At 74.1% G+C, this 13,685-nt stretch carries 14 protein-coding genes, 1 tRNA gene and 1 other RNA gene; 13 read left to right on the forward strand and 3 right to left on the reverse strand.

Annotated elements, in window-relative coordinates; all coding sequences use genetic code 11:
• Positions 1 to 2: 2 nt before the first annotated feature.
• The 7 genes from murQ (at position 3) to EEW87_RS15100 (ending at position 5,721) form a co-directional block, all read left to right on the forward strand.
• A complete protein-coding gene (gene murQ / locus EEW87_RS15070) occupies positions 3 to 1,001 on the forward strand; it encodes an N-acetylmuramic acid 6-phosphate etherase (RefSeq protein ID WP_205473743.1) in 999 nt (332 codons plus the stop codon).
• The gene (locus EEW87_RS15075; RefSeq protein ID WP_123091386.1) at positions 998 to 2,296 is read left to right on the forward strand and encodes an ABC transporter substrate-binding protein; all 1,299 of its coding nucleotides are present in this window, start codon (positions 998 to 1,000) and stop codon (positions 2,294 to 2,296) included. Before murQ ends, EEW87_RS15075 begins: the two co-directional genes overlap by 4 nt.
• A 49-nt stretch (positions 2,297 to 2,345) precedes the next feature.
• Entirely contained in the window at positions 2,346 to 3,245 is a 900-nt protein-coding gene (locus EEW87_RS15080; RefSeq protein WP_123091385.1) for a carbohydrate ABC transporter permease, read from the forward strand.
• Positions 3,242 to 4,066 (forward strand): carbohydrate ABC transporter permease, encoded by an 825-nt coding sequence (locus EEW87_RS15085; RefSeq protein ID WP_123091384.1) that lies wholly within the window; start codon positions 3,242 to 3,244, stop codon positions 4,064 to 4,066. The genes EEW87_RS15080 and EEW87_RS15085 overlap by 4 nt, the downstream gene beginning before the upstream one ends.
• A gap of 13 nt (positions 4,067 to 4,079) precedes the next feature.
• Positions 4,080 to 5,039, forward strand: coding sequence for an N-acetylglucosamine kinase (locus tag EEW87_RS15090; protein WP_225985066.1), 960 nt, complete (start codon positions 4,080 to 4,082; stop codon positions 5,037 to 5,039).
• The gene (locus EEW87_RS15095) at positions 5,036 to 5,566 is read left to right on the forward strand and encodes a hypothetical protein (RefSeq protein ID WP_123091382.1); all 531 of its coding nucleotides are present in this window, start codon (positions 5,036 to 5,038) and stop codon (positions 5,564 to 5,566) included. Before EEW87_RS15090 ends, EEW87_RS15095 begins: the two co-directional genes overlap by 4 nt.
• A 65-nt stretch (positions 5,567 to 5,631) precedes the next feature.
• Positions 5,632 to 5,721 (forward strand) — tRNA-Ser (locus EEW87_RS15100).
• 62 nt (positions 5,722 to 5,783) lie between these two features.
• On the opposite strand, the gene EEW87_RS15105 is transcribed toward EEW87_RS15100, so the two are convergent.
• Positions 5,784 to 6,989, reverse strand: a complete 1,206-nt coding sequence (locus EEW87_RS15105) for a benzoate/H(+) symporter BenE family transporter (RefSeq protein WP_123091381.1) — start codon at positions 6,987 to 6,989, stop codon at positions 5,784 to 5,786.
• A 123-nt stretch (positions 6,990 to 7,112) separates the two neighbouring features.
• On the opposite strand from EEW87_RS15105, the gene EEW87_RS15110 reads away from it, so the two are divergent.
• Positions 7,113 to 7,400: a hypothetical protein gene (locus tag EEW87_RS15110; RefSeq protein ID WP_148041546.1), complete on the forward strand. Its 288-nt coding sequence runs from the start codon at positions 7,113 to 7,115 to the stop codon at positions 7,398 to 7,400.
• 189 nt (positions 7,401 to 7,589) lie between these two features.
• On the opposite strand, the gene EEW87_RS15115 is transcribed toward EEW87_RS15110, so the two are convergent.
• A complete protein-coding gene (locus EEW87_RS15115; RefSeq protein ID WP_123091379.1) occupies positions 7,590 to 8,048 on the reverse strand; it encodes a VOC family protein in 459 nt (152 codons plus the stop codon).
• Between the two features lie 103 nt (positions 8,049 to 8,151).
• Here EEW87_RS15115 and EEW87_RS15120 point away from each other — a divergent pair, with 103 nt between their 5' ends.
• Complete coding sequence (locus EEW87_RS15120) at positions 8,152 to 9,096, forward strand: helix-turn-helix transcriptional regulator (RefSeq protein ID WP_123091378.1); 945 nt, start codon at positions 8,152 to 8,154, stop codon at positions 9,094 to 9,096.
• A 27-nt stretch (positions 9,097 to 9,123) separates the two neighbouring features.
• Here the strand turns inward: EEW87_RS15120 and EEW87_RS15125 are convergent, their stop codons facing one another.
• Entirely contained in the window at positions 9,124 to 9,591 is a 468-nt protein-coding gene (locus EEW87_RS15125; protein WP_123091377.1) for a DUF3817 domain-containing protein, read from the reverse strand.
• 71 nt (positions 9,592 to 9,662) lie between these two features.
• Here EEW87_RS15125 and ffs point away from each other — a divergent pair.
• The 4 genes from ffs (at position 9,663) to EEW87_RS15145 (ending at position 13,677) form a co-directional block, all read left to right on the forward strand.
• Positions 9,663 to 9,759, forward strand: an RNA gene (ffs, locus tag EEW87_RS15130) — signal recognition particle sRNA small type.
• A 111-nt stretch (positions 9,760 to 9,870) separates the two neighbouring features.
• The gene (locus EEW87_RS15135; RefSeq protein ID WP_123091376.1) at positions 9,871 to 11,871 is read left to right on the forward strand and encodes an ATP-binding protein; all 2,001 of its coding nucleotides are present in this window, start codon (positions 9,871 to 9,873) and stop codon (positions 11,869 to 11,871) included.
• Between the two features lie 83 nt (positions 11,872 to 11,954).
• Positions 11,955 to 12,977: a hypothetical protein gene (locus EEW87_RS15140; RefSeq protein WP_123091375.1), complete on the forward strand. Its 1,023-nt coding sequence runs from the start codon at positions 11,955 to 11,957 to the stop codon at positions 12,975 to 12,977.
• Positions 12,978 to 13,110: 133 nt separating this feature from the next.
• The gene (locus EEW87_RS15145) at positions 13,111 to 13,677 is read left to right on the forward strand and encodes an NADPH-dependent FMN reductase (protein ID WP_123091374.1); all 567 of its coding nucleotides are present in this window, start codon (positions 13,111 to 13,113) and stop codon (positions 13,675 to 13,677) included.
• The last annotated feature ends 8 nt before the right edge of the window (positions 13,678 to 13,685 follow it).

A 13,685-nucleotide genomic window follows, 5' to 3' on the forward strand; every position in this document is an offset into this window, starting at 1 on the left:
GTGTGCACAGCGACGTCACGGTGATCTCCCCGACCGAGGGGCGCAACCCCGCCACGGTGGGGCTCGACACGATGAGCACCCTCGCGCTCCTCGAGGCCCTCAACGCCCAGGACGCGATGGTGGCCCCCGCGGTCGCGCAGACCCTCCCCGAGCTCTCCGTGCTCGTCGACTCCGCGGTCGCCGCGATCCGCGCGGGCGGGCGGGTCCACTACGTCGGTGCCGGCACCTCCGGCCGGCTCGGCGTCCTCGACGCCGCCGAGCTGCGCCCCACCTTCAACGCCCCCGACGGCATGGTCGTCGCCCATCACGCCGGCGGCCCGTCGGCCCTGCTGCGCGCGGTCGAGAACGTCGAGGACGACGTCGAGCAGGGGGCGGCCGACCTCGCCGGGGCCACCGGTCTCGACGTCGTCATCGGCCTCACCGCCTCCGGGCGCACCCCCTACGTCGCCGGCGCGCTGCGCCGGGCCCGTGAGGTCGGCGCCGTCACCGCCCTGGTGACCTCGAACCCCCAGGCCGAGCTCGCCCCCTTCGTCGACCACGTCGTCGCCCCCGACACCGGGCCCGAGGCCCTCTCCGGGTCGACCCGGCTCAAGGCGGGCACGGCGCTCAAGCTCGTGCTCAACGCCTTCTCCACGGCCGTCATGGTCCGGCTCGGCCGGACCTGGTCCAACCTCATGGTCGACGTCGTCGCGACGAACGCGAAGCTGCGCGGGCGCCTCGTCGTCATCCTCGTCGAGTCGACCGGCGCCTCGCCCGAGCAGGCCCGCGAGCGTCTCGCCCAGGCCGACGGCGAGCTCAAGCCGGCCCTGCTCTCCCTGCTCGCGGACGTCGACCTGCCGACCGCCCGCGACGCCCTCCACGAGGCCCAGGGCGTGCTCGCCGACGCCCTGCGCCGGCTCGACCCCTCGGCGACCGGCCCCGCAGCGGGCCCCACGACGACGTCCGGCACGGCCGCGACGGGCACCACGGACAGCATCACTAGGAACGGAGACACGCCATGATCGGTCAGCGCGGACGGGCCCTGGCTCTCGCGACCACCCTCGGTCTGGGGATCGGCCTCGCCGGCTGCGCCCCCTCGAGCTCGGAGAGCGGCAGCGGCAGCGGGGGCGAAGGGGGCGAGACGACGCTGACCGTGTGGTCGTGGCGCGTCGAGGACCAGGCGGCCTACGAGAAGATCTTCGACGCCTACGAGGCGAAGAACGAGGGCGTGACCGTCGACTTCAAGACCTTCAAGGCCACGGAGTACAACAAGATCCTCGCGACCGGCCTCTCGGGCTCGGACGGCCCGGACGTGCCGCAGGTGCGCTCCTACGGGCAGCTGCAGCCGACGATCGCCTCCGGCTCCCTCGTCCCCCTCGACGACGAGATCGACCTCGAGGGCTGGGACGACAACGCCGTGGCGAGCGCGAAGGGGACCGACGGCTCCCTGTACTCCGTGCCGCTCGCGACCCAGACGGTCCAGATGTTCTACAACAAGGGTCTGCTGGAGGAGAAGGGCCTCGAGGTCCCCACGTCGTGGGAGGACTTCGTCACGATGAACGACGCGCTCCTGGCCGACGAGATCACCCCGATCGCCGTCGGGGCGAAGGACGACTGGACCCTGCCGATCGTCCACGAGGTGCTCGCCGCGCCGCGCTTCGGCGGGGCGGACTTCCAGGACGCCGTGGCCACCGGCGAGAAGGACTTCACCGACCCCGACTGGGTCGCCTCGGTCCAGGTGGTCGGCGACCTCAAGAAGTACATGCCCAAGGACGTCACCGGTCTGGCCGCGACCGACGCCCAGACGATGTTCACCTCCGAGCAGGCCGCGATGATCCCCGGCGGGTCCTTCGACCTCGCCGTGCTGCAGAAGGGCAACCCCGAGATGGAGATCGGCACCTTCCAGGTGCCCGCGCCCCCCGGCTCGCCCGAGGGCTCGGAGGCGACGACCGCCGGCTGGTCCGACGGCAACTTCGCGGTGTCGAAGAAGTCCGAGCACCAGGAGGAGGCCATGGAGCTCGTGCGCTGGATGGCCACGAAGGAGTTCGGCCAGATGGTCGCCGACGAGGTCAAGCAGCTCTCCGCCGTCCCCGGCGTCACCTACGGCGATCCCGTGCTCGGCGAGATGGCGAAGAGCTACGAGGCCAACCCCTCGCCGTACCTGCTGCTCACCGACTTCCGCTACGGCTCGCCCGCCGGCACCGACCTGCTCGGCACCGGGATCCAGGAGATGCTCCTCGGCGACAAGGACGCGACCCAGGTCAGCTCCGAGCTCGACAAGGGCGTGAAGTCCTGGTTCGAGCCGACGAAGAAGTGATCGCGGCCCCCGTCGCCGCGCGCGTGCGTCGCCTCCTCGGGAGCGCCCGATGAGGCGACGCACCTCGCTGCTCTTCGTCACCCCCGCCCTGCTCGTCTTCGGCGTCTTCGTCCTCTACCCGATGGTCACGGCCTTCTCCTACGCCTTCTACTCGTGGGAGGGGACGCGGCAGGTCGGCTTCGCGGGGATCACGAACTTCCAGGCGCTCGTCACCAGGGAGCCCTTCCGCACCGACCTGCCCCGCGCGCTGTCGCACAACCTCATCTTCTTCGCCGGGACGATGCTGCTGCAGAACACCGTCGGTCTGGGGATCGCCGTGCTCCTGCACACCCGTGAGCGCACCCGGCGCATGCTCCAGACCCTCTACGCCATGCCCTACCTCGTCAGCCCGATCGTCATCGGCTACCTGTGGACCCTGCTGCTCTCGCCGGCCTTCGGACCGGTCAACACGCTCCTCGACGCGGTGGGTCTGGAGAGCTGGGCGCGGCCCTGGCTCGGTGACCCCGACACGGCCCTGTGGGTCGTCGTGCTCGTCAGCGTGTGGCAGTGGATCGGCTTCCCGGTGCTGCTCTACGGCGCGGCGCTCGGCGGCATCCCCGAGGAGCTCGGCGAGGCGGCACGCGTCGACGGCGCGAGCCACTGGCAGGCCTTCCGCAAGGTGACCCTGCCCCTCCTCGTGCCGGCCATCGGCACGGTGAGCGTGCTGACCTTCATCTTCGCGATGGAGGCCTTCGCCCTGCCGTACGCCTTCGGCGGGTCGACGGGCAGCCCGGCGCGCTCGACCGACTTCGTCTCGTTGCTCTTCTACCGCACGGCCTTCGACTCCGGCGCGACGGACTCGATCGGCACCTCCTCGGCGCTTGCGACCGTGCTCTTCCTCGTGATCTTCGGCGGGGCGATGCTCGCGACGTCGGTCCTGCGCCGGCACGAGCGGAGGATGCGCGCATGAGGGGCCGCGCCGTCGGGGGCCCCGTGGCGTCGGTCCTGCTGTGGACCTACGCCGCCCTGGCCCTGCTGCCGCTCGTCATCATGCTGCTCAGCAGCTTCCGCACGAACGGCGACCTCATCCGCGACCCCATCGGGATCCCGTGGCCGCTGTCCGTCGAGAGCTACAAGGAGGCGTGGACCACCGGCAGCTTCGCGACATACTTCGGCAACAGCCTCGCCGTGACCATCGGCGCGGTCGTCGTCTCGACGACGGTGAGCACGATGGCCGCCTACGGGCTGGCGCGCTCGCGCTCGCGGGTCATGCAGGCCGTCGAGTCGCTCTTCATCTCCGGCCTCATGCTGCCGATCCACCTCGCGCTGCTGCCGATCTTCTACCTCTTCGACTCGGTGGGGCTCGTCGACTCCCGTCTCGGCCTGTCGCTCATGTACGGCGCGTCGGGCATCCCCTTCTCGATCTTCGTCCTCACGACCTTCTTCCGGCAGCTGCCCGAGGAGCTCGAGGAGGCCGCACGGCTCGACGGGGCGAACGCCTGGCAGACCTTCTGGCGGATCATGGTGCCGCTCGTCAAGCCCGCCGTGGCCACCGTCGCGGTCTTCCGCTTCGTGCCGATCTGGAACGACTTCCTCTTCCCGCTGGTACTCCTGCGCGACGAGGCGAAGTACACGCTCCCGGTCGGCCTGACCCAGTTCTTCGGCGAGAACGCGACGAACTTCGCCGCGGTCTTCGCCGGGCTGGTCATCACGACGGTGCCGCTCATCATCCTCTTCCTCGTCGCGACGAAGCAGATCGTCGCCGGCTTGACCGCCGGCATGAGCAAGTGATCCGCTGCGCGCCATGAGGTGCCTCGCGGTCGACGTCGGCGGCTCCGGCCTGCGGGTGACGTGGGCGGGGGAGCGCCGTGGACCCGTGGGCCGGTCCGGGGGAGTGCGGCTCGGCCCGACGGGGATCGACTCGGCCGACCTCGTCGAGCGCGCCCTGGCGCTCGCCGGCGATGTCGACGACGGACGGGGCGAAGGGGTGGACCGCCTCGTGTGGTCGACCCGCGGCCTCATGCTCCAGGACCCCGGACCGCTGCGGGAGATGCTCGTCGCCCGCACCGGGTGCGCGCACGTCGCGATCGTCAGCGACGCCGTCGGCTCGCTCGTCGGTGCTCTCGGGGCGGTCGAGCCGGGCGCGGTCGTCGCCGCCGGCACGGGTGCGGTCGCCTTCGCGACAGACCTCGACGCGACGTGGCGCCGGGTGGACGGCTGGGGGCACGTGCTCGGCGACGAGGGCTCCTCCGCGTGGCTCGGGCTGGCCGGGATGCGTGCGGCGCTGCGGGCGGTCGACGACCGGCCCAGGGGCTCCCGGGCCCTGCTCGACGCCGCCCGCGAGCTGCTCGGCGAGCCCGCGACCTGGCCCCGCCAGACGATGACCGGACCCCACGCCCCGGCGCTGCTCGGCTCGATGGCGCCGGCCGTCACGGCTGCGGCGGACGGGGGTGACGAGGTCGCGGCCGAGCTGTGCGCCCGGGCCGGCACCGCGCTCGCCTGCTCGCTCCTCGACGCGGCGGCCGGGCTGCCCGACGTGCCCCTCACGGCTGTGGGCGGGCTGCTCGGCGCCGCCCGGGTCCGCGCCGCCCTCGAGGAGGAGGTGGCGCGTCACGGACGGGTCCTGCGACCGGCCGCCGGTGACGCCCTCGACGGGGCGCGGCTGCTCGCCCTTCGCTGGCGGACGCACCAGCTGCCGCACCACGAGGCGCACCTGCGCTCCGCGGGCGCGCCCCCCGGCCAGGTGGCACGATCGGGGTCGTGACGACGACGCGGACCTCGTGGGCGGCCCGGTGCGCCGCGGCCATCCTCGTGGCCACGGCGGCCCTCGGCGCGACCGCGTCGGCGGGCCGGGCGGTGGAGGACGTCCCCTGGACGGGGCAGACCTGCGAGGCGGCCTTCGTCAGCCGGCACGCGGTGAGCGTCCTGCTCGAGGACGACGTCTACGGCCATCCCGCCGTCCTCGTGCCCGAGGCGCTCGTGACGAGCGACGTCGACTGGCAGACCAAGGCGCGCAAGCGCGACCACCGGCTCGCGCGCTCGGTGACGACGCGCACCGGTGAGCACGAGCTGCGGCCTGGGCGTGTCCTCTCGGTGATGATCCCGTGCGCCCTCACCCGCAGCTGGGTGACGCCGGCGGGGATGCTCGCCCGCTCGAAGCTCTACGTCTCGGCGACCGGCGGCTCCGCGGCCACCCCGGTGTGGGGTCGGGACCTCTACCCGACCTCCTCGCTGGGGGTCGTCAAGGTCGCGACGACACCCCGCGGCGACGCGCTCTACGAGATCGGCTGAGCCCGCCCTGGAGGACGCCCGGGCTCGATTCGGTCGCGACGCGAGGGTCGGGTACCCTCCCCGGTGGAGGATTCGCATAGTGGCCTAGTGCGCACGATTGGAAATCGTGTTGGGGATGAAACCCCTCATGGGTTCAAATCCCATATCCTCCGCCACCAGCTCCCCGAGCCCCTCCAGGGCCGGGGAGCTCTTCGTTGCCCGGGCCTGGCCGTCTCGCTCAGGCCGCGCGGGCCCGCCGTCCCCGCAGCCGCACGAGCGCGAGCAGCGTGCCGCCGGCGACGAGGCCCCAGAAGGCGCCGCCGATCCCGGCGATGCTCACCCCCGACGCGGCGACCGCGAGGGTGAGGGCCGCGGCCTCGCGGTGCTCGGTCGGCCCGAGGGCGGCCGCGCCGGAGGCGGCGAGAGTGCCGAGCAGGGCGAGCCCGGCGATCGACTCGAGCAGCCCGGCGGGGGAGGCGGAGGCGACGGCGACGACGAAGGGGGTGAGCGCCCCGCACACGAGATAGGTCACGCCGCACGCCACACCCGCGGGCCAGCGTCGACGGGGGTCTGGCCCGGCCTCGGGGCCTGCGGCCAGGGCGGCGGAGATCGCCGCGAGGTTGATGGCGTGGGCGCCGAAGGGGGCGGCCGCCGCCGTCGCGGCGCCGGCGTAGAGCAGGGGCGGGCGGGGGTCGGGCTCGTAGCCGAAGGAGCGGAGCACGGCCAGGCCGGGCAGGTTCTGGCTCGTCGTCGTGACGACGACGAGCGGCACGGCGATGGCGAGCAGGGCGCCGGGGTCGAGCACCGGGGTGGTCCAGGTGAGCACCGGGGTGAGGTCGTGCAGGCCGAGGTCGCCGGGCGACCCGGCGACGAGCACGACGACGACCGCGGCGACGAGGGCCAGGGGCACCGCCCATCGGCGCACGAGCACGAGGGCGAGCGCCCACACCACGACGACGGGGGCGATGACGGCCGGGTCGGCGGCGAGGGCGCGGAAGGGGGCGACGCACAGGACGAGCAGGACCCCGGCGAGCATCGCGCTCGCGAGCTCGGTGGGGATCGCCGCGACGAGCCGGGCCAGCGGGCGCACGAGCGCGAGCAGGGCGAGCAGCAGGCCGGCGGCGAGGAAGGCCCCGACGGCTGCCGGCCACCCGCCCGCAGGGACGGCCGCGCTGGCCAGGAGGGCGGCCCCCGGGGTCGACCAGGCGAGGGTGATCGGCATCCGCGTGCGCCAGCTGAAGACGACGCAGCCCAGCCCCATCGTCAGCGAGAGCAGGGTGAGGCCGGAGGTCGCCTCGGCGGGGCTCGCCCCGACCGTGCGCAGACCGGCGAGGACGACGGCGAAGGAGCTCGTGTAGCCCACGAGACCGCAGACGACGCCGGCCACGAGGGCGTGGCTGCGCGTGGTCTCGGCGGCCTCGGCGGCGGGTGCGGTGCCGGTCATGCGGGCAGTCTCGCGCGTGCGGCGCGGGGGAGGGGCACGCGTCCGGCCGGTCGTCCGCCTGGTCGGGCGCCCGGCCGACGATCAGTCGAACACGTGTTCGACCGGGTGTGGGAGCATCGGGCGATGAGCAGGGCGCGGTGGCACGAGCAGTGGCCCCCGCAGCGCCCCCGGCACGTGTGGGTCCGCCCCTCCGGCGAGCCGGGGGCGCAGCCGCGCCAGGGGCTGCTCCTGCGGTGGGAGCGAGACCGCCCGCGGGGCAGGTGGCTCGCGCTCGTCGTGGTCGTCGACGGGGGCGAGCTGCGCCTCGTCGTCGTCGCCGCCGACCGCCTCGCCCCGGTCGAGTCCGACCCGAACCGCGTGCTGTCACGGGATGCCGCCGTGGTGCGCGGCCTGCGCCGACCGGGCCGGTGACGGGGCATGTCGGCGTGGGTGGTGGATCCTGGCGACGAAAAAGGTGGGCCGAGGGGGTCCCGCACGACAGCCGTCCTGTCCTATCTTTGTCCAATCCTTTCGTGGGTGCTCACGAGCCGACCTGCGGCGGGACCCTCCCCCCGGGAGCAGGTGGGCCCGTGGCTCGACACGGGCCCACCTGCTCCGCGGTCAGCCCCGGGCCGGGGCGACGTCAACCACCCAGGTGACCCCGAAGCGGTCGGTGAGCATCCCGAAGCCGGGGCTCCACGCGGACTCGGCGAGGGGCTCGATCACCTCGGCTCCCTGCACGAGCGCCTCCCAGCACGTCGTGATCTCCTCGAGCGTGCCGCCGCGCACCGACTGGAAGAACGTGCGGTCGGTGACGGTCGCCCCGTCCTCGCGCGTCGTCGTGCCCGCCGTCGGCGCGACGTCTGTGCTGTCCTGCCCGGGGATGTCGTACGCCATGAGCCGCACGGGCCCGTCGAGCTGGCCGAAGACGACCTTGTCGGCGCCAGGTGCCCCTACCGGCATCCCCGTGTCGGCGTACGTCGCACGGGTGACCTCGCCGCCGAAGACCTCCTGGTAGAAGTCGAGGGCCTGGCTCGCGGTGCCCCGGAAGTTGAGATGGGTCGTGGTGGTGAGGGTCATGCCCGTCCTCCGTCTGGTCGTGGTGGCGGCGACCTGCCGCCGAGGACGACGGTGCCAGGGGTAGAGGTCAGATCCGGTCCGCTACCTGCGCGAGGATGGCGTCATGACCGCGAGCCCCTCTCGGATGCTGTCCCTGCTCTCGCTGCTCCAGACCCGTCGCGACTGGTCGGGGCAGGCGCTCGCCGAGCGGCTGGGCGTCACCCCTCGCACGGTGCGTCGCGACGTCACCCGGCTGCGCGACCTCGGCTACCGCATCTCCGCGACGAAGGGGCCGGACGGGGGATACCGCCTCGCAGCGGGCTCTCAGATGCCGCCGCTGCTCCTCGACGACGAGCAGGCCGTGGCCGTCGCCGTGGCCCTGCGCGCCGCCGCCACGACGGGCGTCGACCTCGAGGAGGCCGCTGCCCGCGCGCTCGCGACGGTGCAGCAGGTGATGCCCGCGCGGCTGCGCCACCGGGTGGAGGGCATCCGCTTCGACGGTGTCGGGCCGGGTGCGCAGGTCGCGCCCGCGGTGCTCGAGGCGGTGAGCGTGGCCGTGCGGGAGCAGCGGGTCCTGCGGATGCGGTACCGGGGTGCGCTGGAGGGCCGGCGTGTCGAGCCGCACGCGGTCGTCATCCGGGCGAGCCGCTGGTACCTCGTCGCGTGGGACCTCGACGTGGCGGGCTGGCGCATCTTCCGTCTCGACCACCTCGAGCCCCGCTCCCCGGCGGGTGCTCGCTTCGTGCCGCGCGCGATCCCCACCGGCGACGCCTCGACCTTCGTCCAGGCCCGGGCGAAGGGGGCGCAGACCGAGGACGTCTGGCCGTGCAGCGGGCAGGTCCTCGTCGACCTGCCGCTGGCCGCGGTGGCCCGGTGGGCGGGCGACGGGCAGGTCGAGGCGGTGTCGCCGACACGCACACTGCTCACCGTCGGGTCGTGGTCGTGGACGGGTCTGCTGGCCCACGTCCTGAAGTTCGACGCCCCCTTCGCCGTCGTCGGTCCCGAGCCGCTGCGGCTCGCCGCGGCCGAGCTCTCCGGGCGCCTCGCGAGCGCGTCCTCGCCGCCCTGAGCGCCCCCCTTCGCGAAGGGGGTCCGCTCAGCTCTTCGGGACCGGAGGGCCGACGAGGAGCAGGACCGCGGTCACCGCGGCGATGCCGACGAGCGCGACGACGAGACCCAGGAGGGGGCGCGCCAGCGCGGCGGCGAGGACCCGCTCGGGGGCGGAGGTCGGGCGCTGGCCGCCCGCCCCGAGCCGCCACTGCTGCCCGACGAGGTGGTCGCGCTCGACGCGGCGCTCGAACCACAGGGTGAGCCACGGCGGGATCGCACTCGCGAGCGCCGTGAGGGCGGTCCGGGGGCTCCACCGCTGGTCGACCCACAGGGCCACGCAGGTGAGGACGTAGGCGATGAAGACGACGCCGTGGAGCATCCCGCCGACGCGCACGCCGAGCTCGGTGGTCTTCGTGACGTACTTGAGCACCATCCCGACGACGAGGAGGGTCCACGTCACCGCCTCGGCGGTCGCGACGATCCGGAAGAGGCGCAGGGGAGAGGGCAGGTGCACGCCCCCATCCTCCCGGACCGCCCCTGGCCGACGGCGGCTGGGTCCTCGCGGCCCGCTCGGGTTAGAGTGGGCGCGGCACCCCACGTGGTGGTACCTCACTGAACTCCCCCAGGGCGGGAACGCAGCAAGGGCAGGTGAGCTCTTCCAGGTACGTGGGGTGTCTTCTCATGTCCGGGGACGTCCGCCGGGGGCTCGGGTGGGTCACGTCACCCTGGGCGGAGCCCGAAGGGGGAGCGCGTCACCGCGCGACATCGCCGCGCGGCGCCTAGTTTCTCCCCTATGACGGCTCTCGCGCCGGGAGCCAGCGCTCTCCGGCCCCTCGACTCCCCGGCGCGGCCCCGGTACCTGCCGCTGTGGTCCTGGCCGGTCGTCGCGCTGCTCGTCGTCGTGGCCGGTGTCGTGGGGGTCGGCCTCGCCCCGCAGGGCAGCCGCGTCGCGGTCTGGTGGCCGGCTGCCGGGATCGCCGTCCTCTTCCTCGTGCTCACGCAGCCCCGGCGCCGGTGGGCGGGGCTGCTCCTCGTCCTCGGCGCCACGGCTCTGGCGAACGCGATCGGCGGGCGCCCCCCGCTGGCCGCCCTGTGCTTCGGGGTGGCCAACGCGGCGGAGGCCTTCGTCGTGACGGCGCTGCTGGCCCGCCGCAGCCGGCCGCGCTTCGAGCTGCGCAGCCTCGCCTCGGCGATCTACTTCTGCCTCGCCGTCGTCGCCGGCGCCGTCGTCGTCGGCCTCCTCGCGGGCGCGACCATCGCCGGCCTGGAGGACGGGGCCTTCTGGTCCACGGCGGCGTACGTCGCCGCGTCCCATGCCGCGGCGGTCGTCATGATCGCCCCCTTCGCGCTCTTCCCGCGGCGGGTGCCGGTGCGGGCCGGCCCGCTCGAGCTCGCCCTGCACGTCGTCGCCCTCGCGGCCGTCATCGCCCTCGTCTTCCGCGACGGCGCCGACCTGCCGCTGGCCTTCCTGCCCTACCCGGTGCTGGCCTGGGCGGCCTTCCGCTTCCCCGTCCGGGTCGTCGCCGTGCAGACGCTGCTCGCGTCGTGCGCCATCCTCGCGCTCACGATCGCCGGCGGCGGGCCCTTCAACCACGAGGGGCTCGACCTCGCCGTGCGGGCCGCGCTCGCCGAGACCTTCCTCGTGACCTTCGCCGGCTTCTCCGTCGTCATCAGCGCTGCTCAGTACGAGCTGCGCGACGCGACCCGTCGGCTTGCCGCGACATCCCGGCTCCTCTCGGGCAGCCTCCTCGAGGCGTCGGTCGGGCTGGCCATCGCGCAGCGGCGTGCGGACGGGCGGGTGCGGGTCGGGTGGTCGAACCCGACGGCGGCAGCCCTCGTGGGCGAGGGAGCCGACAGGTCCTGGCAGGGCCCGCTCGCCGATGCCGCGGACGAGGCCCTGCGCTCGGGCGACCCCGTGACGGTCGAGCTCGACGATCGCACCCTCACCGTCGCCGCCAACCTCGTCCCCGACGAGCCCGACCACTTCTCCGTCCAGCTCGTCGACGTCACGGAGCCGCTGCGGATGCAGGCGGCGACGCTGGCGGCCGAGCAGGAGCAGCAGGCCGCTCGGGTCACGCGGGCGGACCTCGAGCGCCAGCGCGAGGACTTCGTCGCCACGACGAGCCACGAGCTGCGCACCCCGATCGCGAGCATCGTCGGTTACGTCGAGCTCCTCGAGGACTCGCCAGGGCTGACCGAGCGGGAGCGGGGGTGGCTCGAGGTCGTCACGCGCAACGCCGACCGGCTCTCGGCCCTCGTCGAGGACCTGCTCGCCATCGGGCGGATCGAGGCGGACCGCGACGGGGTCGAGCCCCGGGAGATCGCGCTCGGGCCCTTCGTCACCGAGGTGCTCGGCAACGTCCGGGTGCTCGCCGACCGCAAGGAGATGACGCTCGACGTCGCCGGGTGCTCGGGGACGGCGTACGCCGACCCCGACGACCTCACGAGGATGCTCACCAACCTGCTGGCCAACGCGGTGAAGTTCACCCCGCCCCACGGGCGGGTGACGACCCGCACCGTCGAGCACGAGGACGGCACGGTGGGCGTCGTCGTCAGCGACACCGGGCCTGGCATGGCACCCGACGAGCTCGAGCACGCCTTCGACCGCTTCTACCGCGCCCCGGTGGCCGAGCGGGACGCGGTGCCGGGCACCGGGCTCGGGCTGGCGATCGTCTCCGAGCTGGCGGCCCGCAACCACGGCTCGGTCGCGCTCGTGTCGCCCGAGGGCGGCGGGCTCGTCGCCACGCTGACCCTTCCCGGTCGAGCTGGCGCGGGGGTGCCTGAAACGGGGTGACGCTCGCCCGTCCTCGGGGGTCCCTGCTCGTTAGCGTGGCAGATCACGAGGTGGCCGACCGGCCACCCAGGACGGAGCAGGTCATGAAGTGGATCCTCATCGGGCTGGCGATCCTCGCCGTGCTCGTCATCATCGGGTTCGTCGTCTCCAGCGCGAAGAAGAAGCAAGCCGAGTCCAAGCGTCACGAGGCAGCCCGCATCCGGGATCGGGCCGCGGACCAGGAGATCGACCTGCGAGAGCAGCAGGCCGCTGCCGCGCACACCCAGGCCCAGGCCCAGGCGGCTCGCGCCGACGCCGAGCTCAAGGCTGCGGAGGCCGAGCGTCAGCGCGTCGAGGCCGAGCGTCTGGAGGGTCGCGCCGCAGAGGAGGGCGACCGTCACTCGGTGCTGCAGGACTCCCGCGACGAGGAGCTCCGCCGGGCCGATGCCCTTGACCCGGACGTCCGCACCGACAAGCACGGCAACCGTGTCGACGACGGGGTCGCCGACGAGCGTCACGACGGCGACCGGGACGGCGACGGCTACCGGGACGGGGTCGTCGAGAGCGAGGACTCCTACGCCGACGACTCCTCGTCCGACTCCACGTCCCACCGGGCCGACCTCGCCGACGACCGCCGCGGGCCGGGTGCCGGCACGGCCGGCGCCGCCAGCGTGACGGGCGTTGCCGCGGGCCCGACCGGCGCCGCGACCGGCGAGTCCGGGCCCGACACCTGGACCGCCGACCACGAGCAGCGCGTCGACGGCCCGCCGGTCCAGGACAGGGCCGCAGCCCAGGACGGCCCGCCGCCGCCCGCGACTCATGACGTGCCCCCGCCGGTGCAGGACGGCCCGCCGCCGCCCCCGCCCGGCCAGGGCGAGGCGCCGCCGCCCCCGCGCGAGGAGGGCTACGACGTCACCCGCACGAGCGACGCGACGGCTCCCTCGGGCACCCCCGCGGACCACGACCTCGGCCGCGACGAGCACGACCTGCGCCGCGACGAGGACGGTCTGCGCCGCGACGAGCACGGCCGGCACGCGGCCGACGGGCACGACGACCGCGGGCTCGGCGAGCGCATCAAGGACGGCGTCGACGACCTGCGGCACCGCGACGACGGCACGCCGCGCTGATCCCCCTTCGCCCTCGGCCCGCCGCCCACCCGCGGCGGGCCGAGGCACGTCCGGGGCCAGGTGGGCCCACCCCCCGGTCCTGCGGCACGATGGCCCCACCAGCGACGCGGCGCACCGCCGCAAGGAGGCACGGATGAAGATCGGCATCATCGTCGGCAGCACCCGACCGGGTCGGCTCGGCGCCCAGGTGGCGCAGTGGGCCTACGACACCGGGCAGGCCGCCGACCTCGGAGACGTCGAGCTCGAGCTCGTCGACCTCGCCGACTACGACCTCGACCTGCTCGACGACCCGGCCGTGCCCGGTGGCGCGAAGCGGCAGTACGCGAGCGAGAAGACGCGTCGGTGGAGCGAGAAGATCGACTCGCTCGACGCCTTCGTCTTCGTCACCCCCGAGTACAACCACGGGGTGCCCGCCGCCCTGAAGAACGCGGTCGACGTCATCTGGCCGGAGTGGAACCACAAGGCCGCGGGCGTGCTCGCGTACGGCTACGACGGCGGCACGCGTGCGGTCGAGCAGTGGCGCACGATCCTCCCGGCGGTCCACGTGCACGTCGTGCGCTCGCAGATCTCGCTGTCGCTGCACGGCGACTTCGAGGACGAGCAGACCTTCGTGCCGGCGGAGCGCCGCGCGAAGGAGCTGCGCATCCTGCTCAAGGCCGTCGCCAAGCTCGGCGCGGCCGTCTCCACGCTGCGTGCATGAGCCCGCGG

It is taken from the genome of Janibacter melonis (assembly GCF_003721155.3).
Taxonomy (GTDB): Bacteria; Actinomycetota; Actinomycetes; order Actinomycetales; family Dermatophilaceae; genus Marihabitans; species Marihabitans melonis.